The organism is Labrys sp. HAY1-8F (assembly GCF_056754975.1).
This window is the reverse complement of the sequence record NZ_JBPGWZ010000002.1, coordinates 2,645,713-2,669,305: the sequence shown is the minus strand read 5'-3', so window position 1 is coordinate 2,669,305 and position 23,593 is coordinate 2,645,713. Positions and strand designations below refer to the sequence as shown.

The 23,593-nt window shown below is 64.2% G+C and carries 24 protein-coding genes; 12 read left to right on the top strand and 12 right to left on the bottom strand.

The features are described 5' to 3' along the window. Nucleotide 1: 1 nt before the first annotated feature. From ACR9ZN_RS21460 to ACR9ZN_RS21425, 8 genes are all read right to left on the bottom strand, one after another. Nucleotides 2–676, bottom strand: a complete 675-nt coding sequence (locus ACR9ZN_RS21460; protein ID WP_454816448.1) for a sigma-70 family RNA polymerase sigma factor — start codon at nucleotides 674–676, stop codon at nucleotides 2–4. A gap of 35 nt (nucleotides 677–711) precedes the next feature. Continuing rightward, nucleotides 712–999, bottom strand: a complete 288-nt coding sequence (locus ACR9ZN_RS21455; RefSeq protein WP_454816446.1) for a hypothetical protein — start codon at nucleotides 997–999, stop codon at nucleotides 712–714. Between the two features lie 153 nt (nucleotides 1,000–1,152). Next, the gene (locus tag ACR9ZN_RS21450; protein WP_481273131.1) at nucleotides 1,153–1,584 is read right to left on the bottom strand and encodes a PIN domain-containing protein; all 432 of its coding nucleotides are present in this window, start codon (nucleotides 1,582–1,584) and stop codon (nucleotides 1,153–1,155) included. Next, the gene (locus ACR9ZN_RS21445) at nucleotides 1,581–1,841 is read right to left on the bottom strand and encodes an antitoxin (protein WP_441771065.1); all 261 of its coding nucleotides are present in this window, start codon (nucleotides 1,839–1,841) and stop codon (nucleotides 1,581–1,583) included. The genes ACR9ZN_RS21450 and ACR9ZN_RS21445 overlap by 4 nt, the downstream gene beginning before the upstream one ends. A gap of 55 nt (nucleotides 1,842–1,896) precedes the next feature. Beyond that, nucleotides 1,897–2,601: an ABC transporter ATP-binding protein gene (locus ACR9ZN_RS21440; RefSeq protein ID WP_454816442.1), complete on the bottom strand. Its 705-nt coding sequence runs from the start codon at nucleotides 2,599–2,601 to the stop codon at nucleotides 1,897–1,899. Further along, nucleotides 2,598–3,386: an ABC transporter ATP-binding protein gene (locus ACR9ZN_RS21435; RefSeq protein WP_481273130.1), complete on the bottom strand. Its 789-nt coding sequence runs from the start codon at nucleotides 3,384–3,386 to the stop codon at nucleotides 2,598–2,600. Before ACR9ZN_RS21435 ends, ACR9ZN_RS21440 begins: the two co-directional genes overlap by 4 nt. After that, nucleotides 3,383–5,224, bottom strand: a complete 1,842-nt coding sequence (locus ACR9ZN_RS21430; protein ID WP_454816438.1) for an ABC transporter permease — start codon at nucleotides 5,222–5,224, stop codon at nucleotides 3,383–3,385. The genes ACR9ZN_RS21435 and ACR9ZN_RS21430 overlap by 4 nt, the downstream gene beginning before the upstream one ends. Nucleotides 5,225–5,327: 103 nt before the next feature. Then, entirely contained in the window at nucleotides 5,328–6,533 is a 1,206-nt protein-coding gene (locus ACR9ZN_RS21425; RefSeq protein WP_454816436.1) for an ABC transporter substrate-binding protein, read from the bottom strand. A 139-nt stretch (nucleotides 6,534–6,672) separates the two neighbouring features. On the opposite strand from ACR9ZN_RS21425, the gene ACR9ZN_RS21420 reads away from it, so the two are divergent. Continuing rightward, nucleotides 6,673–7,950 (top strand): hypothetical protein, encoded by a 1,278-nt coding sequence (locus ACR9ZN_RS21420; RefSeq protein WP_481273129.1) that lies wholly within the window; start codon nucleotides 6,673–6,675, stop codon nucleotides 7,948–7,950. A 9-nt stretch (nucleotides 7,951–7,959) separates the two neighbouring features. Here the strand turns inward: ACR9ZN_RS21420 and ACR9ZN_RS21415 are convergent, their stop codons facing one another. Next, entirely contained in the window at nucleotides 7,960–8,763 is an 804-nt protein-coding gene (locus ACR9ZN_RS21415) for a helix-turn-helix domain-containing protein (RefSeq protein ID WP_434958454.1), read from the bottom strand. Nucleotides 8,764–9,479: 716 nt separating this feature from the next. Between ACR9ZN_RS21415 and ACR9ZN_RS21410 the strand changes: the two genes are divergently transcribed. The 10 genes from ACR9ZN_RS21410 (at nucleotide 9,480) to glnT (ending at nucleotide 17,636) form a co-directional block, all read left to right on the top strand. Then, nucleotides 9,480–9,773, top strand: coding sequence for a hypothetical protein (locus tag ACR9ZN_RS21410; RefSeq protein ID WP_434958453.1), 294 nt, complete (start codon nucleotides 9,480–9,482; stop codon nucleotides 9,771–9,773). Between the two features lie 9 nt (nucleotides 9,774–9,782). Continuing rightward, complete coding sequence (locus ACR9ZN_RS21405) at nucleotides 9,783–10,181, top strand: hypothetical protein (protein ID WP_434958452.1); 399 nt, start codon at nucleotides 9,783–9,785, stop codon at nucleotides 10,179–10,181. Between the two features lie 10 nt (nucleotides 10,182–10,191). Next, complete coding sequence (locus tag ACR9ZN_RS21400; RefSeq protein WP_434958451.1) at nucleotides 10,192–10,374, top strand: hypothetical protein; 183 nt, start codon at nucleotides 10,192–10,194, stop codon at nucleotides 10,372–10,374. Beyond that, nucleotides 10,371–11,795 (top strand): APC family permease, encoded by a 1,425-nt coding sequence (locus ACR9ZN_RS21395; RefSeq protein ID WP_434958450.1) that lies wholly within the window; start codon nucleotides 10,371–10,373, stop codon nucleotides 11,793–11,795. The genes ACR9ZN_RS21400 and ACR9ZN_RS21395 overlap by 4 nt, the downstream gene beginning before the upstream one ends. 21 nt (nucleotides 11,796–11,816) lie before the next feature. Continuing rightward, nucleotides 11,817–12,518: a hypothetical protein gene (locus tag ACR9ZN_RS21390; RefSeq protein WP_481273128.1), complete on the top strand. Its 702-nt coding sequence runs from the start codon at nucleotides 11,817–11,819 to the stop codon at nucleotides 12,516–12,518. Nucleotides 12,519–12,645: 127 nt separating this feature from the next. After that, nucleotides 12,646–12,915, top strand: coding sequence for a hypothetical protein (locus ACR9ZN_RS21385; protein WP_434959714.1), 270 nt, complete (start codon nucleotides 12,646–12,648; stop codon nucleotides 12,913–12,915). 147 nt (nucleotides 12,916–13,062) lie between these two features. Next, nucleotides 13,063–13,959: a class II glutamine amidotransferase gene (locus tag ACR9ZN_RS21380; protein ID WP_481273127.1), complete on the top strand. Its 897-nt coding sequence runs from the start codon at nucleotides 13,063–13,065 to the stop codon at nucleotides 13,957–13,959. 3 nt (nucleotides 13,960–13,962) lie between these two features. Further along, nucleotides 13,963–14,691: a GltB/FmdC/FwdC-like GXGXG domain-containing protein gene (locus tag ACR9ZN_RS21375; protein ID WP_441771072.1), complete on the top strand. Its 729-nt coding sequence runs from the start codon at nucleotides 13,963–13,965 to the stop codon at nucleotides 14,689–14,691. Nucleotides 14,692–14,781: 90 nt separating this feature from the next. After that, entirely contained in the window at nucleotides 14,782–16,107 is a 1,326-nt protein-coding gene (locus ACR9ZN_RS21370; protein ID WP_434958447.1) for an FMN-binding glutamate synthase family protein, read from the top strand. 221 nt (nucleotides 16,108–16,328) lie between these two features. Further along, a complete protein-coding gene (gene glnT / locus ACR9ZN_RS21365) occupies nucleotides 16,329–17,636 on the top strand; it encodes a type III glutamate--ammonia ligase (RefSeq protein ID WP_441771073.1) in 1,308 nt (435 codons plus the stop codon). Nucleotides 17,637–17,725: 89 nt separating this feature from the next. Here glnT and ACR9ZN_RS21360 read toward each other — a convergent pair whose 3' ends face one another. Then, nucleotides 17,726–19,750 (bottom strand): FUSC family protein, encoded by a 2,025-nt coding sequence (locus tag ACR9ZN_RS21360; RefSeq protein WP_454816427.1) that lies wholly within the window; start codon nucleotides 19,748–19,750, stop codon nucleotides 17,726–17,728. Nucleotides 19,751–19,970: 220 nt separating this feature from the next. Here ACR9ZN_RS21360 and ACR9ZN_RS21355 point away from each other — a divergent pair, with 220 nt between their 5' ends. Next, nucleotides 19,971–20,888: a LysR family transcriptional regulator gene (locus ACR9ZN_RS21355; RefSeq protein WP_481273126.1), complete on the top strand. Its 918-nt coding sequence runs from the start codon at nucleotides 19,971–19,973 to the stop codon at nucleotides 20,886–20,888. 9 nt (nucleotides 20,889–20,897) lie between these two features. On the opposite strand, the gene ACR9ZN_RS21350 is transcribed toward ACR9ZN_RS21355, so the two are convergent. After that, the gene (locus tag ACR9ZN_RS21350) at nucleotides 20,898–21,848 is read right to left on the bottom strand and encodes an AEC family transporter (RefSeq protein WP_454816423.1); all 951 of its coding nucleotides are present in this window, start codon (nucleotides 21,846–21,848) and stop codon (nucleotides 20,898–20,900) included. Between the two features lie 431 nt (nucleotides 21,849–22,279). Next, nucleotides 22,280–23,518, bottom strand: coding sequence for an acyl-CoA dehydrogenase family protein (locus ACR9ZN_RS21345; RefSeq protein WP_481273125.1), 1,239 nt, complete (start codon nucleotides 23,516–23,518; stop codon nucleotides 22,280–22,282). Nucleotides 23,519–23,593 lie beyond the last annotated feature (75 nt).

Genomic DNA, 23,593 nt, shown 5'->3' with positions numbered 1-23,593 from the left:
CTCATGCCTCCTCTCCCAGACCCGCCTGCCGGCTTTTCCACGCCGCGGCGAACAAAGCCCGCGCGCGGGCAAGCCGCGACATCACCGTGCCCATGGGGGCCACTATCGTGTCCGCGATCTCCCGATAGGACAGATCCTCCATTTCGCGCAGGACCAGGATCTCGCGAAAGACTTCGGGCAGGCCGTCGAGAACCTCGCGGATCTCACCCGCTTCGGCGCCCTGCAGCAAGGCGGCTTCCGGGCTCGCCTCGTCATGCGGCAGGTCGGTGCGTTCTTCCCCGCCTTCGCCATCATCGAGCGGTTCGGTATGGATGCTGCGCTGGCGCGCCTGCCACCAGGAGCGATGGCAATTGCGCACGATGGTCAGCAGCCAGGCGCGCGCGCTGCCACCGCGATAGTCGGCAAAGCCGCGAAAGGCGCGCAGGAAGGCCTCCTGCACGATGTCCTCGGCGATGTCGGCATCACGGCAGAGATAACGTGCCAGATTATGCGCAGCATCGAGATGGGGCAGTATCACGGCCTGGAACCGGGCGAGCGTTTCGGCATTCCCGACCGCCCGGGCGGAAGGTTGCCCGGTTGCGGCCATGGCCCAGACGCCATGCCACCATGCAGCCAGCCGCCGGATCGATGGCAGCAGCCATGGCGTGTCGGGATTCGTGTCGGCATGCGCCGTCATCGCCACTCGTCCTTCCCGCCCCAACCCTAGTTCGATCAATGCGTAGCCCACCGCATCGCGACTTTGCCGGTCATCGGCGTGGGCCGGGAACAGGAATAGCTGAAATCCCGGGCCTGCGCGAAGGCGAAGTTGTCTGCGGTTGCTTGGAGAGGGCAGCGGGCGCCGACCAAGGCGGGTAGGGACAGCAGGGCGAATTGCAGGGCGAGGCGCGCCAAGGCATGGCGGTAGAGGCGGGCGGCCGAAGGCAATCCAAACAGGTCCGCGCGGCGGCGACGGCCGGCACCGTCTCCATCTGGAGAAGGTGTATTGTGGGAATGGATCATCTCTCGCTCCGGATGCTGAAAGGGGCTGCCGGCAGCCCATGCCGATCCAGATCACGGCGATCGGGGTTTTATTCCCGAGCGTTCAACTTTTTTCCGATGTAGCTTGTGAGCGAGGGGAGCGCGGACCTGAAGGATGACAGGCGGGCTTGCGCCTCAGGATTCGTGAAAGCCCGTTGGCGACGGCAGCGTCCAGTCTTCCAGGCTGAGCTTTGGAATCCGGCTGAATTCGCCCACATTATTCGACACCAGAGTCAGCGATCGGGCGATAGCTTGCCCGGCTATCAGCAGGTTATAGGACCCGATCGGCGCTCCAGCCGCCGCCAGAGCGGCCCTGATATCACCGGCTTCGCGGGCATCGCCGTCATCGAGGTCGAGAACCTCGAAATCGCGCTTGATCAGGCGGATGACCTCGAGATTGCGGTCGATCTTCTGGCTGCGATAGGCGCCGTAATAGAGTTCATGTAGGACAATGGTGGAAAGGGCGATCTCGCCCGGCCTGCAGGCCAGTATGCGATCGAGCAATACGCGTGAACGCTGGTTCTTGAGAGCAATAATCGCGTTGGTGTCGATGAGGTAGCGGATCATTCGAAGAACTCGTCGAGCCCGGGCCGATCCGGCGTCGCTGGCTCTTCGCGGCCGTCAGCCAGAAAGTCGTTGCTGAAACCGAGTTCGAGAGCCGCCCGCAGGGAGGCCCAGTTCTGGGCGGGGTCGGCACGGGGGCGCAGGATGAGAGCATCGCCTTCCCGGATGACCTCGACCTCGTCGACCTGGAAGCGGAATTCCTTTGGCAGGCGGACGGCCTGGGAATTCCCGGAGCGAAAAACCTTTGCGTAGTGTGGCATCGACAAACCCAATGGGCGTATATACGGGTCGGTATATACGCCCATTTCGGCGCGGCTACAACGCCAGATACTCCGTCTGCACGGCACTGTCGGCGTCGAGTGCCGCCATCGTACCGGAATAACGGATCACGCCGCTCTCGATGACATAGGCGCGATCGGCGATCAGGCGGGCGAAATGCAGGTTCTGCTCGGAGAGCAGGATCGACAGCCCCTCTTGCTTGAGAAGCAGGATGGCACGCGCCATGTCCTCGACGATCTTGGGCGCGAGGCCTTCGGAGGGCTCGTCCAGCAGCAGGATGGCGGGATTGCCCATCAAGGTGCGAGCGATGGTCAGCATCTGCTGCTCGCCGCCGCTCATCCGCCCGCCCAGCCGGCCCGGCATGGCGGCAAGATTGGGAAAGAGCTCGTAGAGCCGTTCCGGCGTCCAGGGTTTCAGGCCCTGGCGGGGCGGTCGGCGGCCCACCTCCAGATTCTCGGCGACCGTCAGGTCGGCGAAGATGCGGCGATCCTCCGGTACATAGCCGATGCCAAGGCGGGCGATCTCGTAGACGGGTAGGCGGATGATGTCGGCGCCGTCGAGGCGGATGGCGCCGCGCCGGTCGGCGACCAGCCCGATGATCGAGCGGAAGGTGGTGGATTTGCCGGCGCCGTTGCGGCCGAGCAAGGCCACGACCTCGCCCTGTCCGATCTCGAGGCTGACCTGGTGCAGGATATGGGCGGGGCCATAGAAACTGTCGAGGTCGGCGATCTCCAGCTTCATCGGGCCTGTTCCTCCGCATGAGTCCCGGCGGGCGCGAAGACCGTGCCATCGCCAAGGTAGACGGCGCGCACTTGCGGGTCGTTGCGCACGGTCTCGGCGTCGCCCGCGGCGATCAGGCGGCCGCGATCGAGCACCAGGAGCCTGTCGGCATGCTCGAACACCACGTCCATGTCGTGCTCGGTGAACAGGATGCCGATGCCGCGCCCACGGGCGATGCCCGCTGCCAGGGCCATCATGGCGATGCGCGCGCCAGGGGCCATGCCGGCCGTCGGTTCATCCATCAGGAGAAGGCGCGGCTCGTTGGAAAGAGCCACGGCCAGTTCCAGCCGCTTGAGATCGCCATAGGCGAGTTCGGCACAGGGATGATCGGCCAGGGCGCCGATGCCGACGAGATCGAGCAGGGCCTGGGCCTCTGCTCGCTTGTAGCGGTCGAGGCGGGAAAAGCGCCGCCAAATGATGCCGTCATGGCTCGCCAGGGCGACCTGGAGGTTCTCGATCACGCGCATGGAGGCGAAGGTGGCGGTGATCTGGAAGGTGCGCCCGACACCGAGGCGGGAGATTGCGGCGGGCCGCATCCCGGCCGTCTCACGGCCGAACAGGCGGATGGAGCCGCGGTCGGGCTTGATCTGGCCGTGGATCATGTTGAAGCAGGTGCTCTTGCCGGCGCCGTTGGGGCCGATCAGCGCCACCATTTCGCCCGCCGCGACGGTGAGTGACACGTCCTTCACCGCCTCGACCCCGCCATAGGTCTTGGCGAGCCCCCGGACCTCCAGCAGCGCCGTCATGGCCGGTTCTCCTTTGTGGGCAGGAGATCGCGCAGGCCCGCCAGACCACGCGGCAGCAGCACCACGACGGCGACGATGAACAGGCCGATGGCGAGCTTGGAATAGTCGGTTGCGCTCATCAGCCAGATCGACAGGGTCTTGAACACGCCGGCGCCGAGCACGGCGCCGGAGACGCTGCCCATGCCGCCGAGCAGCACCATCACCAGCCCGTCCACCGAGGTGGTGACGCCGAAGGCATCGGGAAACACGCTGCCTTTCAAGAAGGCGAACAGGGCGCCGGAAACACCGGCCAGCAGGCCGGCCAGCACGAAGGCGGCCCATTGCACCGGCGCCTTGGCAATGCCGACCGCTTCGGCACGCAGGTCGGAATCGCGCACGGCCCGCAGCATGAAGCCGAAGGGCGCGAAGGTAGCGAGCCTGAGCAGGCCGACACCCAGCACGGCCAGAACCAATGTCAACTCGTAGAAGGCCCAGGACTTGGACGCCCATTTCGCCGGCCACACGCTCAAGATGCCATTGTCGCCGCCGGTGAAATCGACCCATTGCGAGGCAATCGACCAGCAGATCTGCGCAAAGGCGAGGCTGAGCATGGCGAGATAGACGCCAGAGAGCCGGACCGCGAAGCCTGCGAAGAGCACCGCCCCCGCCAGCGCCAGCAGGGGCGCGACCAGAAGCACGGCTTCCATCGGCCAACCCAGCATCGTCGTCAGCAAGGCGGCGCCATAGCTGCCCAGGCCAAAAAAAGCAGCATGGCCGAAGGAGACGAGGCCGCCCACCGAGACCAGGAACTGCAGGCTGGCCGCGAAAAGCACGAAGATCAGGATCTCGCTGCCGACCGACAGCACATAGGGGCTGGCGCCGAGCGGAAGCAGGGCCGCGAGGGCAATGGCGGCTGCCGCGACCAGCCGTCCGGAAATGCGCATGGGCTGCCAGGGCTGTGTCGTGAGGCCTGGAGCGGTGCGCTGCGGGCTTGTCGGCTTGCCGAACAGCCCCCAGGGCCTGACCACCAGCACCACCGCCATCACCAGGAAGATCAGCACGATGGAGATCTTGGGGAAGGCAAGGATGCCGAAAGCGTTGAGCTCGGAGATCAGGATGGCGGCGACGAGTGCTCCCACGATGGAGCCGAGCCCGCCGGTGACCACGATGATGAAGGCCTCGACGATGATGGCGAGGTCCATCTGGTGGGTCACGGCATCGCGTGGGATCTGCAGGGCCCCGCCGAGCGCGGCGAGGCCGACACCGAGCATGAATACGCCGGTGAACAGCCATTTCTGGTTGACGCCGAGAGCGGCGACCATGTCGCGATCCTGCGTGGCGGCACGCACCAGGATGCCCCAGCGGGTGCGGTTGAGCAGCAGCCAGATCAGGCCGAGCACCAGCGGCGACATGGCGATGAGGAAAAGGTCATAGCTGGGAATGGCCTTCCCGGCGATCTCGACCGCGCCCTTCAGCCCGGGCGCGCGCGGCCCCAGCAGATCGTCCGCACCGAAGACGATTACCACCAGGTCCTGTACCACCAGTGTGACACCGAAGGTAGCGAGCAGCTGGAACAGTTCCGGCGCCCGGTAGATCCTTCTCAGCAGCGTCATCTCCAGCAACCCGCCCAGGACGGCCACGATTACCACGGCAGCCGGCAGAGCAAGCCAGAAGCCGAGCGGGCCGGACCAGGCATTGGCGAGCGTGCAGGCGATATAGGCGCCCAGCATGTAGAAGGCACCATGGGCGAAATTGACGATGCGGGTGACGCCAAAGATCAGCGACAGGCCCGACGCGACCAGGAACAGGGAAGCGGCCCCGGCCAGGCCGCTCAGGAATTGGGCGATGATGGTTCCCACGAAGACCTCGGATCAGGGGGGCTCGACCTGTAACCTGGAGCGCAATTCGCCTCCCCCTGCTTCGTGGAGGAGGCATATCGCGCCTTTCTCGGCTTGGTCTTCCTTACTGGGCCGGCCGCATGCCCTTCACCGTGGCGTCATCCGGCAGATAGTCCTTGCCGTCGCGATAGACGAAATCAGTCATCACGCCATTGCCGTCCTGCACGGCCGTCTTGCCGACGAAGGCGCCCATGGTCGATTGATGGTCGATGGCGCGGAAGCTGATCGGGCCGAACGGGGTATCCAGCGGCAGGCCTTCCGCCGCCTTGATCAAGGCCTCCGTCTCCGTCGAGCCGGCCTTGGTAAGGATGGCAGCGGCGGCCTTCATGGTGACGTAGCCGACGATCGATCCGAGGCGGGGATAGTCGTTGTATTTGGCCTGATAGGCCTTCAGGAAAGCCTCATGCGCCGGCGTCTTCACGGCGTTCCAGGGATAACCGGTGACGATCCAGCCCGTCGGCGCTTCGTCCTTGAGGGGAGCGAGATATTCCGGCTCGCCGGTGAGGAAGCTCACCACCGCCCGGTCCTTGAACAAGCCGCGGGTCGAGCCCTCGCGCACGAACTTCACCAGGTCTCCGCCGAAGGTGACATTGAGAATGGCATCCGGCTTGGTGGCGATCAGCGCTTCCACCACGGGGCCGGCATCGATCTTGCCCTGTGTCGGCCATTGCTCGCCTACCCATTTCACGTCGGGGCGCTTGGCACTGAGGATCTGCTTGAACACGGTCACGGCCGACTGGCCATATTCGTAATTGGGCGCCACAGTGGCCCAGTTCTTCGCCGGCAGCTTGGCGGCTTCCTCCGCCAGCATCGCCGCCTGCATGTAGTTGGAGGGACGCAGGCGGAAGGTCTGGGCATTGCCCTTCGACCAGGTGATGGCGTCCGTCAGCGGCTCGGCCGCCAGGAACATCACGTTCTTCTGCTTGGCGAAGTCCGAGACGGCCAAGCCGACATTGGAGAAGAAGGTGCCCATCAGCATGACCGCGCCGTCGCTCGACGTGAGCTCGTTGGCGGCGGTGATGGCGCTGGCCGGCTTGCCGCCATCGTCCTTGGAGATCACTTCGAGCGGCTTGCCGTTGATGCCGCCGGCGGCGTTGATCTCCTCCAGCGCGAGCTGCCAGCCCTTGCGGTAGGGCTCGGTGAAGGCGGGCAGGCCGGAATAGGAATTGATCTCGCCGATCTTGATGCTGTCGGCCGCTAGGGAAGGAAGGGCCGTGAACAAGGTCACGGCAACGGTGCCGGCGAGGGCCAGTCGAGACAAGATCCGCATTCAGGGTCTCCGCTCTGGATGTTGGAGGCTTTATGATTCTTGGACTGTGTCGGCTCGCGTCCTCGCGGTCCAGCGTCATGGCTGCTGGGAGAGGGCGCAAACCGCCGCAGGCAGGCTGAAAAGGCGGAAAATCGTTCGTATGCAAATGAGTTTCGGCTGTGAAGGTCGCCGTTGTCAAGTCGAATGCTCGGGCAGCTTGTGGCGGGCACCTTGCCGAGGATGGGGCACTGGAGCAGGATACGACCATGGGCTGGAAGGGGCTGGCATGGTTGCGCTAGGTGGCAGACGATTATGGTTTCGCCTGACATTGCTGGTGTTGCTTCTGGCGCTATGCAGGCTGGGTAACGCCATCTCGCTTCCGGGATTGAGCCAGGAGGCGATGGAGTCGCTATTCGGCCCCTTCAGCCATGGAATGCTGAAGCAGATTTCCATCTTTGCTCTCGGCCTCAATCCGCTCTTCGCGGTGCTGGCCTATCTGGAGATGGCAAAACTGCTGTTTCCAGGGCTGGCGCGATGGCAGAGGGCATCTGCCGACAACATGTTCAAGCTGAACGATTATGCGCGTCTCGTTGCCGTCGTGATCGCCGTCTTTCAGGCCTATGGCGTGGCGGTGGGGTTGCAACAGGGAGCCAATCTCGTCGCCGAAGCACAAGGCGGTTTCGTCCTGGCGACGATCGCAACCTTGCTCGGAGGCTGTGTCCTGCTGTGGTGGCTCGTCGATCGCATCACCTTGCTGGGACTTGGCAACGGTTTCTGGCTGGTCTGGGCGGCCGGTATCGTTTCAAGCTTTCCGAAGAATGCGGCGCAACTGGTGGACCTGACGCAGACCGGCTGGGTGGGGACTGATATCTGGTTGATCTTGGCCGGCTTCCTGTTGGCCATATGCCTTGCAGCCGTCATCGTGAACTTGCTGCTTGTCGACCAGACCTATCTCGATGTCGGACCTCAGGCGGCCTCGAACCACGAGGCGATCCTATCCGCCAGGACGGCGAGCCTGGCACTGATCTGGCCGCCGCTGCTTGCCAATATCGTTCTGGGCTATGTCATGTCACTGTTTCTGGCGTTGGGCCCATCGGTCGATACAGCCTATGCGTGGCTGGGCTATGGACGCCCGGTTCGCCTGTTTTTGCTCGCCGTACTGCTTCCACTCTTTTGCTTTGCCTACATGCGAACTTGGCTTCGTGATGGCGCACAGGCTGGTTTGGTGACACGCTCCAGACTTGTTTTCGGGATGCTTTGCGCGCTTCAGATCACCAGTTGCCTGGGAGGGGAATGGCTCGAGCGCCACCTGAAATTGCCTTTCAGCCTTCACGGTGCCTCGCTCATTCTCTGCATCACGGTGGCGATGAGCTTCTTGCGTGGCCTGCCGCTCGGTTCCTTCCTTGATGCACCAAAGACGGCTGCGGGTCGCGGATAGCGAGGCGCCCTACACCTCATCCTTCGCATAGGAGATGATCGACAGGAAGCGGATCGGCAATTGCCGCATCTCGTCCGGGCCGTGCGGGGCATCGGCGTCGAAGAACAGGCTGTCGCCGGGCGTGAGGTGGTAGAGCTTGTCGGCGTGACGGTAGATCACCTCGCCTTCCAGCATGTAGATGAACTCCAGGCCGGAATGCTGGAACAGCGGGAAGACGTCGGATTCCTCCGTCAGCGTGATGACATAGGGTTCGACCACCACGCGGCCGGTATTGCCGGCATTGTGGCCGAGCAGGCGGTATTGATGGCCGGCGCGCGTGCCTCGCCGCTCGATCAGCAGGCCTTCACCCGCCTTGACGAACACGGCTTCGCGGCGTTCCTCGAAGCGGCGGAAGAAGGCGGTCACCGGCACGCCGAGCGCGCGCGACAGGGTCTGCAGCGTGGTGAGCGACGGCGAGGTCACGCCGTTCTCGATCTTGGAGAGCATGCCGAGCGACAGGCCCGTCGCGGCAGCGAGGTCGGCGACCGTAATGCCGAGCTTGTTGCGGAAAGAGCGAACCTCGCGCCCGATCGCCACTTCCAGGATATTGTCGCGCGCGCCGCCGAGTGCATGCGGATCCTGGCCGGGAAAGGCGGAGGCAGGCGGCAGCTCGCGGGTGGGGAAGGCATCGGAGAACAGGCCCTCGCCGTCACCCGGATCGATCGGATCGGCATAACGGGGACCCAATGTCGGGGCAATGACCGTCTGGTCTCCACGCCCGGCGGCGTGCGTCGGCACTGTCCTGACAGCCGGCGTAACCACCCGCTTCGTCATGCTCGCTCCTTTCACGTCCCTGCGCAGAGGGGCTGGCGCTTGGCATGCCCCCTTCGCTCATTCCCATTCGCCTCGCAGCCCGAAGTTCTAAACTTCGAGCACTCGGCCGGCGGCAGAAAAAACACGCTCTCCCCCAAGGAGAGACGAGTTGTTCCGGCTCGTATGAAGGCAACCCAGTGGCGGCTGCCCAGCTGTATCGCCGCCAAGTCACTGGCTGCATTGGGCTGACGCTTGAAAAATACCGTGCGGCCCACCGAGCGACAAGCTGGATGCCGCCCGTTATCCCGCCAATATGGCGAGCATAGGTCGGGATTCCAGACAAAGAGCTACGATTTTTGAAGCCGGGGATGCGCGAGGCGGCATTTCTGCCCCGCGGTGGCGGTCCTGCCTGCGATCGCGCGAGCACCATTGGCGAATCGCCCGCCCGCTCCCGGCGCGGTCTGCGCTCGCGCAAACTGCAGTGGACCCTCATGCCCGCCTCCTGCTCCCAGCGATCTTGCGGCGGGTCTTCCTGAAGTGCAAGAAATTTTCCGAGCATTAAACGAATGCGAAAATGGCCTGAATCAGCCAAAAAGTGTCGTGAATGCGAAGTTTTTTGTCAGACAAGCGCTTGACAGCGGCCGCGCAACGGGCGCAGACTTTCCTGGTATAAAAACAAATTGCCTCTCAGTAACAAAAGCGAACCCGCAAGAGGCTGTAATCGGGAGGAAATATCTATGACACCGGGATCGGAAGATCCGCGGATCGAGGTGATGTATCGCCGCGACCGCGCTTGGGCCTTCGCCGCCGTCGGCGTTCTCTGGCTCATCCTCTTATTCGTCTTTTTCAAGATCATGCCCGACACCGGTTCGACAGGCGTCACCGTCGCCTTGCTCGTCGCCGGCAGCCTCGTGCTGCTGTTCAACACCGCTGCAATCGCTGCGCTGGTGCGTCACTACCACGAGGACAAGCAGCATCTCTACGGGCTCGACCTCCACTACATCGACGAAATGAAGAAGAACAAGCGGTGAGGACCTGACATGGCCAAAGCCCCCTCTGCCAAGACCCCCTATCAGCCGCCCGAGCAATCGGCGTTCGGCCAGATCATCGATTCACTCGTCCTCCTCGTCCTGGTGGTCGCCAGCCTGTTCGCGCCCATCTTTTTCGGCCTCGCAGGTGGCGGCAAGATGGATATCGCCTTCGCCGACAAGAGTTGGACCGGCATGGGCCAATCGTCGCTCGCCCAGTCGCTTTGGGAGAAGCTCGGCTTCACCGCCGAGACGGCGGCGCCGATCATCGCCTCGCGTTTCGACTATTCCTTCTCGCTGCCGGCCTTCCTGCTCACCGCGGCGATCATCGTGATCTATTTCGGCTTCCTGATCTATTTCTCGGACAAGGAATACCGGGACGTGATCGCCGAACGCTTCGACGACAAGTGAGGGCGGCACCATGAATGCATTCCAACTTCTCGAATATGCCGCCTGGGCGATCTCGATCCTGATCGGCGCTTGGTTGCTTTACGATCTCATCAAGACCAATGCCGCCTATTCCGAGGACATGTTGATGTCTTCCCGCGAAGGCGAGATCGAAGATGAACTGATCATCGACCCAACGCACAGGGGCGCCCAATGAGTGAGATCACCTCCAATGCGACGGGGGCGCAGGCGCATGTCCAGCACACCGTCATCCATGGCGAGAAGATCTCGCTGTTGCGTGTGCTCGGCCCCGCCCATGTCTGGGCGCTCGGGGTCGGCATCGTGCTGGTCGGCGAGTTCATGGGCTGGAACTTCGCCGTCGGCAAGGGCGGTGCCCTCGCGGCGCTGATCGCTTGCTGGACGGCGGGGCTGCTCTATACCTGCGTCGCCATGATCGATTCCGAAGTGACCTCGACGGTTGCCGCGGCCGGTGGCCAATATGCGCAGGCCAAGCATATCGTCGGGCCGCTGATGGCCTTCAATGTCGGCCTCTTCCTGGTGATGGCCTATACCATGCTGGAAGCGGCCAATGCGATCACGGCCGGCTATCTGATCCAGACAGTCGGCGGCATGGCGGGCTTCGAAGGGGTGCATGACAAGCCCTTCATCGTGCTGACCATCATGGGCCTCGCCTTGCTGAACTATCGCGGCGTCTATGCCACGCTCACCTTCAACCTGGTGATCACGGCCATCGCCTTTCTTGCCATCGTCTTCCTGTTCATCGGCGCCAAGCCCTGGTCGGAAGACCTGCTCAAGCCCGGAGAATTGCTGTCTGGCTTGCCGTATGGTTGGCTCGGCGTGGTTGCTTCGCTGCATTTCGGCCTGTGGTTCTATCTGGGCATCGAAGGCACCTGCCAGGCGGCTGAAGAGGTGCGCTCTCCCGCACGCTCGCTGCCGCTCGGCACCATGCTCGGCATGATCACCCTTTTGATCGCCGCCGCCATGACCTGGTATGTCTGCGTCAGCCTGATGCCTTGGGAATATCTCGGCCAGGCCACCACGCCGCTGTTCGACGCGGCCCGCATGACCGGCTCGACCGGGCTGATGGTCCTGCTCTTCGTCGGCACCATCTTCGCCACGCTGGCCTCGGCCAATGGCTGCATCAACGATGCCTCGCGCGCCTGGTTCTCCATGGGGCGCGACCGCTACATGCCGGCCTGGTTCGGCGCGGTGCATCCCAAATACCGCACGCCCTTCCGGTCGATCTTCTTCCTGGTGCCGATCGCCCTGATCTTCGCCCTGGGAGCGCCGCTCGACCAGGTGGTGACCTTCTCGATCCTGTCGGGCCTGCTCGGCTATTCCTTCATGACCTTCAACATCACGATGTTCCGCTCGAAATGGCCGATCGGCACCATCAAGCGTGGCTATGTGCATCCCATGCATCCGCTGCCGGCGATCGTGCTGTTCGTGCTGTGCTCGACCGCCTATTTCGCGGTGTTCCTAGGCTACGGCACCCAGCTCATTGCCATGATGGTGTTCTATATCGTGGTCTCGATGTGGTTCGCCTTCCACCGCTATAAATTCGTGCGGCGGGGCGACCAGTTCACCATGCCCTGGCCCAAGCCCAGGGGATATTGAGGCGATGAGGAGGCGGCCAGCATGACTACTTTTGCGTTCCTCATCGTCATCGCGGCGGGGTTTGCTAGCCTGTTCTGGCTGGTCAACCGCGAGAGATCGGCGCTCTGGCGCCGGCGCAAGGCCCTGCTGGCCGATTGCCGCCCGCTGTTCGAGCGGGCGGAACAGGTGGATGGCGTCGCGGGTTTCCCCCGCCTCGCCGGCGAGATCGCCGGCCGCCGCGTTGTGGTGGAATTGCTACCCGACACCATGACGCTGCGGCGCTTGCCGCAGCTCTGGCTATCACTAACAGTGATGACGCCGCTGCCTGATGGTGCCGCTTTCGGTGCTCTGGCGCGCCCTTCCGGCAGCGAATTCTATGCACGCACGCCCGATCTGCCCGTGCGTATCGAGCCGCCGATCGGCTTGCCCGAGGACGTGATGGTGCGAGGCCGGCGCCGCGGCGCTGCTTTCCTGGCCCAGGCGGAGCGGGCCGTTGCCGACCTCATGGCCGACGCCAGAGTCAAGGAAGTGCTGGTGATGCCGGCCGGCCTCAGGGTAATCTTCCAGGCCGCCGAGGGAAACCGGGGCCAGCATCTGCTGCTGCGCCAATGTGACTTTGGCGAAGAACGCTTCGATCCCGCTCTGTTCATGCGGCTTTATGACGGTTTGGAGGAGATCGCCCGAACGCTGTTGCCCGCGGCGATGCTGGCGCAACTGCCCGAAACGCGCGGACAGCGGGCCTAAGAGGCTGTTCGCGAACGGTTTGCGATTGGGCGGAGTCGCCAAGAATTACAACGATGTCCGCAATGACGATCAGACCGTGATCGTCATGCTTGAATCACCGCCCGAGGAGGCCGCCGTGGCCGCAGCCATGCTCGTGAAACCCTTTCACCCCTATGTCATCCTCATACTTGCCGTGGTGCTGCCGGGGGTCGGCCATGTCGCCCTCGGCCGCCAGATGCGCGGGCTGGGGTTTGCTTTCTTCACGCTCCTTTTTGCTTTCCTGAGCTGGCATCTGTCGACGCCGGAGACGTCTCCGATCGGTCGGATGGCCGGGGGCCTCTTCGTCTGGGCGCTTTCGGTTCCGGATGCCTATCGGGTGGCACGCCTGCGCTGGGAGCGCTGGCGTCATCAGGCTTGAGTCCCTGGTTTTTCACCTAGTTTCCTGTCAGGAAAATCCGATTCCTAAAAAATATTCCTCACAGGAAAAAAATGTTCAGGTGGATATTGCTGGCGCCTCAGGAAATTGCTAGCCTCCCTAAAATCAATCGCATGAGGGACCCGTGCTATGTGTGGCATTGTCGGCCTGTTTCTGAAGGATAAGAGCCTGGAGCCACAATTGGGTGCGCTCCTGTCCGGTATGCTCGCCACCATGTGCGACCGCGGCCCGGATTCGGCCGGGTTCGCGATCTATGGCGCGCCGCAAGCCGGCAAGGCCAAGATCACCGTGCAGTCGCCGGATGCGGCCAAGGATTTCGACGGGCTCGCGGCCCTGGTCGAGAAGGCTGTCGGTGGCAAGGTCTCCATCACGCCGAAGGACACCCACGCTGTCCTCACCCTCGATGCCGACAAGGCGGAAGCGGCGCGCGGGGCAATCAAGGCGGAGCGGCCTTCGATCCGCGTCATGGGTGCCGGCGAGGCGATCGAGATCTACAAGGAGGTGGGCTATCCCACCGAGGTCGCCAAGCGCTTCGGCCTGGCGGAGATGACCGGCAGCCACGGCATCGGCCACACCCGCATGGCGACGGAATCGGCGGTGACCACGCTCGGTGCCCACCCGTTCTCGACCGGTGCCGACGAGTGCCTGGTCCATAATGGCTCGCTGTCCAATCACAACAATCTGCGCCGCGAACTCAAGCATGACGGCATGACCTTCGAGACCGAGAACGATTCCGAGGTCGCGGCCGCCTATCTGACCTGGCGCATGAATCAGGGTCTCAATCTGGGCGATGCCATGGAGAAGGGGCTCGACGATCTCGACGGCTTCTACACCTTCGTGGTCGGCACCAAGGACGGCTTCGGTGTCGTGCGCGATCCTGTCGCGTGCAAGCCGGCCGTGCTCGCCGAGACGGATCGGTATGTCGCCTTCGGTTCCGAATATCGTGCTCTGGTGAACCTGCCCGGCATCGAGGATGCCAAGGTGTGGGAGCCCGAGCCCGCCACCGTTTACTTCTGGGAGCGCTGAGGCATGGATCAACTTGCGAAAAAGGTCGCGAGCGTGAGTGTGGACGTTGAGAAGATCGATCTGGCCAAGACGCCGTTGCGCGAGCTCAATCAGGCGCTGCATGCTCTGAAGGCCGGTACCAACGCCACCTCCTGGGAGGTGAGCAATCCAAAGGGCTCGCACGCTTTGGCTGTCGGTGTCGACGCGCCTGTGCGCATCGATGTCAGGGGCAGCGTTGGCTATTACTGCGCCGGCATGAACAAGGAAGCCACCGTGGTCGTGCACGGCTCGGCTGGCCCCGGCGTGGCCGAGAACATGATGTCGGGCGAGGTCCGCATCAAGGGCGATGCCAGCCAATATGCCGGCGCCACCGGCAAGGGCGGCCTCCTGGTGATCGAGGGCAATGCCTCCTCGCGCTGCGGCATCTCGATGAAGGGCATCGACATCGTGGTGAAGGGCAATATCGGCCACATGTCCGCTTTCATGGCCCAGTCCGGCAATCTGGTGGTCTGCGGCGATGCCGGCGACGCCCTGGGCGATTCCATCTATGAGGCCCGGCTGTTCGTGCGCGGCAAGGTCAAGAGCCTGGGAGCCGACTGCATCGAGAAGGAGATGCGCCCCGAGCATCTCGAAATCCTGGCAGGGCTGCTGGCCAAGGCGGGCTTTGCCGACGCCAAGCCCGAGGAGTTCAAGCGCTACGGCTCCGCCCGTACGCTCTACAACTTCAACATCGACAATGCGGATGCGTACTGACCTGGGATCGCAGGCTTCCGGCCTGCTCTTCCCCTCTGCATCGACCGTTTCAAGAGCAGGCTACAGGCCTGCGATCCCAGGATTGACCTCATGAGCTATCACAATCCACCGACCGTTCCGCGCAAGTCCGCGACCTTCGACGATTACACCCTGTCCGAGATCCGCCGCGCCGCCACCACCGGCATCTATGACATCCGCGGCGGCGGCGCCAAGCGCAAGGTCCCGCATTTCGACGACCTGCTCTTTCTCGGCGCCTCGATCTCGCGCTATCCGCTCGAAGGCTATCGCGAGCGCTGCGCCACCAATGTCGTGCTCGGTTCGCGCTTCGCCAAGAAGCCCATCGAGCTGAAGATCCCGATCACCGTCGCCGGCATGAGCTTCGGCTCCCTGTCGGGCCGCGCCAAGGAAGCCCTCGGGCGCGGCGCTTCGCTGGCAGGCACCTCGACCACCACGGGTGACGGCGGCATGACGCCGGAGGAGCGCGGCCAGTCTAAGACGCTGGTCTATCAATATCTGCCCTCACGCTACGGCATGAATCCGGACGATCTGCGCAAGGCTGACGCCATCGAGGTGGTGGTTGGCCAGGGTGCCAAGCCCGGCGGCGGCGGCATGCTGCTCGGCCAGAAGATCTCCGACCGCGTCGCCCAGATGCGTACGCTGCCCAAGGGCATCGACCAGCGCTCCGCCTGCCGCCACCCCGACTGGACCGGGCCGGATGATCTCGAGATCAAGATCCTGGAGCTGCGCGAGATCACCGATTGGGAAAAGCCGATCTATGTGAAGGTCGGCGGCGCCCGTCCCTATTACGACGTGGCCCTGGCGGTGAAGGCCGGTGCCGACGTGGTGGTGCTCGACGGCATGCAGGGCGGCACGGCCGCCACCCAGGAAGTCTTCATCGAGAATGTCGGCCAGCCGACGCTCGCCTGCATCCGTCCCGCCGTGCAGGCGCTGCAGGATCTCAACATGCATCGCAAGGTGCAGTTGATCGTCTCCGGCGGCATCCGCAACGGCGCCGATGTCGCCAAGGCCTTGGCGCTCGGCGCGGACGCGGTGTCCGTCGGTTCGGCCGCCCTGATCGCCCTCGGCGACAACGACCCAGCGCTCGAGGATGAATATCGCAAGCTCGGTACCACGGCCGGCGCCTATGACGACTGGCACGAGGGCAGGGATCCGGCCGGCATCACCACCCAGGATCCCGAGCTGATGGAAAGGCTCGACCCCGTCAAGGCCGGCCGCCGCCTCGCCAACTATCTCAAGGTGATGACGCTGGAGGCCCAGACCATCGCCCGTGCCTGCGGCAAGAACCACGTCCACAATCTCGAGCCGGAAGATCTGTGCGCCCTCACCATCGAGGCCGCCGCCATGGCCCGCGTGCCGCTGGCCGGTACGAGCTGGATCCCCGGACAAGGCTTCTGACATCAAGAAAGGGCGCCCGCTGGTAAGCGGGCGCCCTTTGCGTACTGCCATCCCCAGGTGAAATTCGGGAATCCGGACGTCGGATTTCGCTGTGGACTTCAAAGAGCCGAGCAGGCCTTCCGATCCCCAAGAATTGGAAGGTATCATGGCCGAAGCCATCGGGAATGACAGAATACCTCATAAATCAAAACGATAGACATCCCGAACCAGGAACTTTGACCATGACCCAGGATTTGGCGACGCTCGCTAGGGAAAAAGGCATTCGCTATTTTATGATTTCCTATACGGACCTGTTCGGCGCCCAGCGTGCCAAGCTGGTTCCGGCAGCAGCGATCGCCGACATGCAGAAGGACGGTGCCGGTTTTGCCGGCTTTGCCACCTTTCTGGACCTGACACCGGCCCATCCCGATCTTTTCGGCCTGCCCGATCCCAGCGCCGTCATCCAGCTGCCCTGGAAGAAGGAGGTTGCCTGGGTCCCCGCCGATTGCGTCATGGAAGACAAGCATGTCGGCCAGGCGCCGCGCGTGGTGCTCAAGAACGTCATGGCTAATGCGGCCAAGGAAGGGCTCTATGTGAAGACCGGCGTCGAGGCCGAGTTCTTCCTGATCGATGCCGACGGCACGGCCATCTCCGATGCCATGGATTGCGCCGCCAAGCCCTGCTACGACCAGCAGGCCCTGATGCGCCGCTATGATATCATCGCCGAGATCTGCGACTACATGCTGGAGCTCGGCTGGGGCCCCTATCAGAACGATCACGAGGACGCCAACGGCCAGTTCGAAATGAACTGGAACTTCGACGACTGCCTCATCACGGCCGACCGGCACTCCTTCTTCAAGTTCATGGTGCGCTCGGTGGCTGAAAAGCACGGCCTGCGCGCCACCTTCATGCCCAAGCCCTTCATGGGGCTGACCGGCTCGGGCTGCCACGCCCATATCTCGGTGTGGGACGAGACCGGCAAGGTCAACATGTTCTACGACAACAAGGACGAGATGGGCCTGTCGCGGCAGGGCTATCACTTCCTTGGCGGCATCATGAAGCACGCCGAAAGCCTGTCGGCGATCACCAATCCGACCGTGAACTCCTACAAGCGCATCAATGCGCCCCGCACCATCTCCGGCGCGACCTGGGCGCCGAATTCGGTGACCTGGACCGGCAACAATCGCACCCACATGGTGCGCGTGCCCGGCAAGGGCCGCTTCGAGCTGCGCTTGCCCGACGGTGCCGCCAACCCCTATCTGATGCAGGCAGTGATCGTCGCGGCCGGCCTCGACGGTATCCATTCCAAGGCCGATCCAGGCAAGCGCTACGACATCGACATGTACCAGCAGGGCCATACCGTGACGGATGCACCCAAGCTGCCGCTGAACCTGCTCGACGCCCTGCGCAATTTCGACGGGGACGAGTCGCTGAAAGCCGCTCTGGGCAATGACTTTTCGGCTGCCTATCTCAAGCTCAAGCGGCAGGAGTGGAACAGCTACGCCAGCCATCTGACCCAGTGGGAGCGCGACCACACGCTCGACATCTGATTGCCGCGGGCAGACCAGAAACACCAAGGGCGCCGGAACCATCCGGCGCCCTTCTTTTTGGAATGGCTCGCAGAGGCCTGTGCTGCCTTTCACCCCTTCAGAAACGCGGCCTGTTCGGTGGCTTCGCGCGCGATTTCCTGCAGCAGCACGGCGCCTCGATGCAACTCGCGCGAGGCAGGGCTGCCCGTCCGCCTGGCCTGCCGCATCAGATGCGCCGCCGCCTGCCGGGCGGCCCGTGCCAGGATGTGCGGATCGGCGGCGGCAAGGCGGCGCAACACGGCGCGAACCGGTCGCATGGTGCCTTTGCGGGTCTGCGCCAGCCGGTCGAGATCCATGGCGGCCGCGCCGATGGTCAGGCTTGCCAGCATGCCGGCCATGTCCCGATCCATCACGGCGGCGGGCAGGGTTTTTTCGGCCGCAAGCTGCCTGCCGAAGCGGTCGGCGGTCCGGCTGAACCATTCCGCCGAGGTCCAGACACCGGGGGTGCTGCCGATCAGGGCGAGATCGCGCCGGATGGCCCGATGCAGGCGGCGTCGCGTCGCCTGGACATTCGGCGGGAACAGCAAGGCGAAAGCGAGCGTGCCGCAGGCGATGCCGGCCACCAGTGTCATGCCGCCGTTGAGGAAACCGGCGGCTTCAGTACGGACTTCGTTGCTCGGCCCGACGAGGTCCCAGAAGAAGATGGCAAAGCTCGCGGCGGGGGCCGCCGTGCGTGGATGGCGCATGGCGATCCCGGCGGGAACCATGAACAGGCTGACCACGGCAGCGAGCAAGGGAAAGCCCGAAATCATCGGAATCAGCGCGAAATTGCAGATGGCGCTGGCGGCAAAGGCCCAGCCTGTACCCTTCAGGAAGCCGAGACCGGCGGCAACCGGATTGTCCCGCGTGGCGAACAGGGCGCAGACCACGCTGACGATGGTGACGAAACCCGAGCCGGTGGGCGCTGCCGTCAGGATCCAGGCGGCCGAGGCGAGCAGGACGGCCGCAATAGCGCGGATGCCGTTATGCAGCGCAGCGGTCAAGTCGATGTGGAAGGCGAAGTCGAGGCGCGAGGGAGGCGGTTCCGGGCGGGCCAGGAGAGCCTGGCGCGCCAGGGCCGTCTGCAGGGAAGAGAGCAGCGCATCGAGCCTGTCGTACAGGAACAGCCGCTCGTTCCCGCCTTCGCCTCGATCATCGGAGCAGGCGAAGGCTGCACCAAGGCGCCCGCGCAAGGCGGCAATCGGGGTCTGCTCGTTGGTGCTGCCATTGGCGACGGCCTGCAGCAGGGCGGAAATTTCAGCCAGGAGAATATCGCTCTGGCCGTCCCGCCGGGCCAGATAGTCCCGCAGGCTGTGCGCGGCGGCGAGCTGGGCCAGGGTTGCGCTCGCAGCTGCGCGCACATGCCCGAGAGCGCCACGTGCGACAGCGGAGGCGGACGCGGCATATTCGGCCGTGGTGTCCAGGGCCAGGGCCTTGGCGAAGAGGCGCTGCAGCGCCGGTGTTGCCGCCGCCTCGCCGCCGAGGGCACGGGCGCAGATACCGGCGGCTTGCCGGATATAGGCGTCGAGGCCGGCGCGGACATCGTCCAGGGGCCGGGAGGGAACAAGGATGGCGCTCAGCGTTGCCTCCACCCCGATGCCGAGCAGGATGTAGATGAGGCGCGCCTCAGCGACGTCGAAGATCTGCGAGGGGTTGGCAGCCGCATCCAGGGTGATGATCGCCGCGGTATAGCCGGCCAGCACGGCGCCATAGGCGCGGAAATTCCGCAGCGCCGTGGCGACGCCGGTGCACAGCCCGACCCAGACGGCGAGCGCGCAGAGAAGCAATTCCGGCGCCTGGGCGAACAGCGCTGTGAGGGAGACAGCGATGCCCGTTCCCGCGAAGGTGCCGAGGACGCGATAGCGCGCCTTCGACAGCGTCATGCCGCGGCTGCCCTGGGCCACGATCCACACCGTCATGGCCGCCCATTTCGGGCTGTCCAGATTGATCAGGAAGGCGATGTAGAGCGCGATCAGCGAGGCGGCCGTCGTTCGCAACGCAAACGCGATGTTGCTCCAGCTGGTGCCGGGCGGTGCCTGGGTCAGCCGCGTCCAGAAGGGCGTCGGCCCATGCGTGGACGTGGACAGGGCGGTCATGGGAGCGCTTATAGCGCGGGGCCAGGAATGGAATAACTATGGCTATTTGGCAAAAACAATTGCTGAATATGGAATAATTCCGAGAGTCATCGAAAATGACTCTCGGCACTTTCTGGTGATTTTCGCCAAATCTTTGATTTGATGTCGAAAAACGCCAGGTGTCCAAGCCGAGAATGCGTCAGCATTTTCGAGGCTTGGCATGATTCCATTGGAGTGCCGATTGCACAATCTCCAGAGCCTTTGGATCTTCCTACGTGTGGTCGAAAGGGGCGGTTTCACCGCTGCGGCGAGCCAACTCGGTCTGCCGCTCAGCACGGTGAGCCGGCGCGTCACGGCGCTCGAGGAAGATCTCGGCGTGCGCCTGCTCAACCGGACGACGAGGCGCGTGTCGCTCACCGAAGCCGGGCGGGATTTCTATGAGCGCTGCAGCCTCGCGGAGGAGATCCTGGAGGAAGCCGATCTGTCGGTCCGCGCCTTGAGGACCGAACCGGAGGGCACGCTGCGCCTCCTGGTTCCCTATGCTCTCGGCCTGATTGCGCTGGAGCCAGCCCTGGAAGAGTTCCGGTGCCGCTATCCCAGGATCAGGCTGGCGCTGACTTTCGACAATCATCCGCTCGATCTGGTGGAGCACGGCTTCGACGTGGCGCTGCGGACTGGCGTTCTGCCCGATTCAAGCTATGTCGCCCGGCGGCTGGGGCGATCACGGGCTCGCCTGCTCGCGAGTCCCGGCTATCTCGATCGGGCGGGGCGCCCCGCCTCGCCGCAGGATCTCTCCGGTCATGCCGTGCTGGCCCATGGGCAGGGCGAGCTCCTGACCACCTGGCGGCTGAGAAGCAAGGCCGGAAGCGAAGTCGAGGTCGCTGTCCGCCCGATCCTGATGTCGAACGAATCAGACACCATCATCCGGCAGATGCTCAAGGGTGCCGGTATCGCCCTGGTATCCACCCGGCTGATGGCCAATCGGGCGGGAGACCAGCCCTTCGAGATCGTCCTGCCGGACTGGCACCGGGCCGAGGATGCCGAAGTCTGGGCGCTCTATTCCAAGCGCGCCACGCGTGACCGCAAGATCCAGGCCTTCGTCGAATTCGCGGCCGAGATCTTCGCACCCTGGACCCGGAATCCGGACGAGGAGGTCTGAGGGGACGCCTCAACCCAGCAGCGCGGTAGCGATCTCGAGCCAGAGCGCGGTGGTCACCACGGAAAAGGCGGTGGCAATGGTGATCTGGTTGGAAGCCAGGGATTGCTCCGTCTTGAGCTGGATCGCGATCAAATAGGAGTTCACGCCCGATGGCAGGCTCGCCGCGGCCACGGCCACCTTGGCCGGGAAGGGGGGCAGGCCGAACAGCCAGGCTGCGCCGAGGGCCACCGCCGGCATCAGCAGCAGTTTCAGGCCGGACAGGACCAGCGCCGGCTTGAGATTGCCGGTTAGCCCGAACTTCTTCAGGCCGAGGCCCATGGCGAACAGGGCGATCGGCCCGGCCACATCGGCGAGAGCATCGACGAAGCGATTGGCGATAGCAGGCAGGGGAAGCCCGCCCGCCCGCCAGGCCAGGCCGGCGAAGATGCCGATGATCAGGGGATTGGTGAGCAGCCTGCCCAGGAAGTCGCGGATAACAGCCAGGGGATGCAGCGGTTCCTGGCGCCGTGGCCCGAACCAGTGGAACAGCAGGATCGAGGCCATCAGCATGGTGGGCAGATGCACCGAGATGATCAGCGACAGGATCTCGAAGCCTTCATTGCCGAAGACGCCCAGCATGAAGGGAATGCCGAGCAGCACCAGATTGGAGAAGGCAGCGGAGACGCCGCCGATCACCCCGGCCTGGCCATCGCGCCGGAACAGGCGGGTGGTCGCGAGATGGCCGGCGATCCAGGCCACGATGACGGCGGTGAAATAGGTGGCCCATAACTGCCAGGGTGCCGAGCCGTGGAAGCTCGAGGTGACCATGGTGCGGAACAGCAGCAGCGGCAGTGCCACGCGGACGGCGAAATCGGAAAGGGCGTCGCCGGTCTCGGGTTTGAGATAGCCGCTCGCCCCCGCGCCATAACCGAGCGCGACCAGGCCGAAGACGAACAGCACGGTTTCGACCAGAGGCGACATCGGCTCCTTGGGGCTTTCGAATGGCGGCGTGGCGCCGCCTCATTCTGTCCCAAGATCTCGCAATGCCCGGTGATTCCGTCAAATGGCGAGCGGAAATGGTTGGCTCCCCGAAGGTCGTCGAACCAGTCTTTATACTCGATTCAGGCCGGCTGGCGTGGCGTCTCGATTGACCGACTAAGGCGAAGAAATCCTTCCCCGGTTTCGGGGAAGGTGGACCGGCGGAACCGAGCCGGATGGGGGCGAGTGGCGCGACTTTGCAATTATGCAGCCTCCATAGCGCCACTCTCCCCCTACCGTCGCTGCTGCGCAGACATCCTTCCCCGAAACCGGGGAAGGATGTCTGCGCTCTTTCTTGAGGGCTCAAGCGATGTGCCTATGCCGGCGCTGGTGAGTACAGTGAGGTGGCGTCTGTTTTGGGCGCTTTCGCTCCCTTACACCTGCCCGATGCGCCACTGATAAGGCGGCGGCGTGCCGTTGACGGCAAAGTCCCCGATGATCCGGTCCTTGTAGATGCGCGGATTATGCGAGGAGAGCGTGCGTGCGTTGCGCCAGTGGCGGTCGAGAGCGGCGGAGCGCTGCGTGGCGGAGGCGCCGAGCGCGTCGAAAACGATGGTGGAGGCATCGAGGATCAGGGTGGTGACCACGGTCTGGGCCTGCGCCACCTCGAGCTCGGCGATGGCGTTGGCCTCTTCCTCCGCCGCGGCGTCGCCGGCAAAGCGGGTATCGAAGGCGCGCTGCACGGCTTCGGCGGCCTTGAGCACGATGGCGCTGGCGCAATAGGCCGCGCTGCGGATCCGGCCGACCACCTGCAGTACCTGGGCATCCTCGCTGGGACGCGGGGAGGGGGCGTTGGAATAGCTGCGGCGGCGGGCCTTCACCGCCTTGGCGACGTCGTCGCTGGCGGCGCGACCGATACCCGCGAGCGTCGCCAGATGCACGAGCTGATAGAAGGCGGCCGAATATTTGAAGCGGTCATCGTCGATGACGACATCGGCGGGGTCGACGGGCGCGTCGGTGAAGGTGGTGGTGCCGCTGGCGGTGAGGATCTGGCCGAAACCGTCCCAGTCGTCGATCACGTCAACACCCGGGGCATGGCGGGCAACCACCGCGGAAAGCGACTGGCCTTCCTCACCACTGGCGCCGATATCGATCCAGTCGGCGAAGAGGGAACCGGTTGTGTAATATTTGGCACCCGTGACGGAAGCGGCCTTGCCGTCCCCGAGCTTCACGATGGTGGAGAAGGCCGCCTGCTTGGCTTCGCCGATCTCAGTCCAGGCGCTGCCAGCGATCTCCCCGCGGGAGAGGCGCGGCAGCCAGCGGTCGCGGCGATCCTGCGCGCGGGCGTTGACGATGTCCTCGGCAAAGCCGAAATGGGCGCGCAGGGCCTGCGTGACGTTGGAATCGGCGTGAGACAGCTCGATCAGCAGGGCGAAGAGCTGTGGCAGGTTGGCGCCGAAGCCGCCCTCCTTCTCCGGCACACGCAGGGCGCCGAAGCGGGCATCCTTGAGCCAGCCGATCGGCTCGTGCGGCAAGGTCCGATTGAGTTCCCGTTCGACGGCGCCCTCGCGGATGCGATCGAAAACCGGGCGGAAATTGGCGGCGAGTTCCTCATAGTTGCGACCTGGCCCATTGCCCCAACCCGCCGTCACTGTCGATGCCTTCTGTGTCATCTATCTGATTCTCTTAGCTTTTATCGAACGATCCGATACCGGCGCGGCTGCCTGTCCAGTCTGCCGTAGCATCGA

Coding starts and splice junctions, on each gene's coding strand:
- ACR9ZN_RS21395 (WP_434958450.1), top strand. CDS start 10,371: ATGAGTGAGATCACCTCCAATGCGACGGGGGCGCAGGCGCATGTCCAG.
- ACR9ZN_RS21390 (WP_481273128.1), top strand. CDS start 11,817: ATGACTACTTTTGCGTTCCTCATCGTCATCGCGGCGGGGTTTGCTAGC.
- ACR9ZN_RS21440 (WP_454816442.1), bottom strand. CDS start 2,601: ATGAAGCTGGAGATCGCCGACCTCGACAGTTTCTATGGCCCCGCCCAT.
- ACR9ZN_RS21345 (WP_481273125.1), bottom strand. CDS start 23,518: ATGACACAGAAGGCATCGACAGTGACGGCGGGTTGGGGCAATGGGCCA.
- ACR9ZN_RS21415 (WP_434958454.1), bottom strand. CDS start 8,763: ATGACGAAGCGGGTGGTTACGCCGGCTGTCAGGACAGTGCCGACGCAC.
- ACR9ZN_RS21385 (WP_434959714.1), top strand. CDS start 12,646: ATGCTCGTGAAACCCTTTCACCCCTATGTCATCCTCATACTTGCCGTG.
- ACR9ZN_RS21350 (WP_454816423.1), bottom strand. CDS start 21,848: ATGTCGCCTCTGGTCGAAACCGTGCTGTTCGTCTTCGGCCTGGTCGCG.
- ACR9ZN_RS21425 (WP_454816436.1), bottom strand. CDS start 6,533: ATGCGGATCTTGTCTCGACTGGCCCTCGCCGGCACCGTTGCCGTGACC.
- ACR9ZN_RS21410 (WP_434958453.1), top strand. CDS start 9,480: ATGACACCGGGATCGGAAGATCCGCGGATCGAGGTGATGTATCGCCGC.
- ACR9ZN_RS21360 (WP_454816427.1), bottom strand. CDS start 19,750: ATGACCGCCCTGTCCACGTCCACGCATGGGCCGACGCCCTTCTGGACG.
- ACR9ZN_RS21420 (WP_481273129.1), top strand. CDS start 6,673: ATGCAAATGAGTTTCGGCTGTGAAGGTCGCCGTTGTCAAGTCGAATGC.
- ACR9ZN_RS21400 (WP_434958451.1), top strand. CDS start 10,192: ATGAATGCATTCCAACTTCTCGAATATGCCGCCTGGGCGATCTCGATC.
- ACR9ZN_RS21455 (WP_454816446.1), bottom strand. CDS start 999: ATGATCCATTCCCACAATACACCTTCTCCAGATGGAGACGGTGCCGGC.
- ACR9ZN_RS21460 (WP_454816448.1), bottom strand. CDS start 676: ATGACGGCGCATGCCGACACGAATCCCGACACGCCATGGCTGCTGCCA.
- ACR9ZN_RS21380 (WP_481273127.1), top strand. CDS start 13,063: ATGTGTGGCATTGTCGGCCTGTTTCTGAAGGATAAGAGCCTGGAGCCA.
- ACR9ZN_RS21375 (WP_441771072.1), top strand. CDS start 13,963: ATGGATCAACTTGCGAAAAAGGTCGCGAGCGTGAGTGTGGACGTTGAG.
- ACR9ZN_RS21370 (WP_434958447.1), top strand. CDS start 14,782: ATGAGCTATCACAATCCACCGACCGTTCCGCGCAAGTCCGCGACCTTC.
- glnT (WP_441771073.1), top strand. CDS start 16,329: ATGACCCAGGATTTGGCGACGCTCGCTAGGGAAAAAGGCATTCGCTAT.
- ACR9ZN_RS21450 (WP_481273131.1), bottom strand. CDS start 1,584: ATGATCCGCTACCTCATCGACACCAACGCGATTATTGCTCTCAAGAAC.
- ACR9ZN_RS21445 (WP_441771065.1), bottom strand. CDS start 1,841: ATGCCACACTACGCAAAGGTTTTTCGCTCCGGGAATTCCCAGGCCGTC.
- ACR9ZN_RS21435 (WP_481273130.1), bottom strand. CDS start 3,386: ATGACGGCGCTGCTGGAGGTCCGGGGGCTCGCCAAGACCTATGGCGGG.
- ACR9ZN_RS21405 (WP_434958452.1), top strand. CDS start 9,783: ATGGCCAAAGCCCCCTCTGCCAAGACCCCCTATCAGCCGCCCGAGCAA.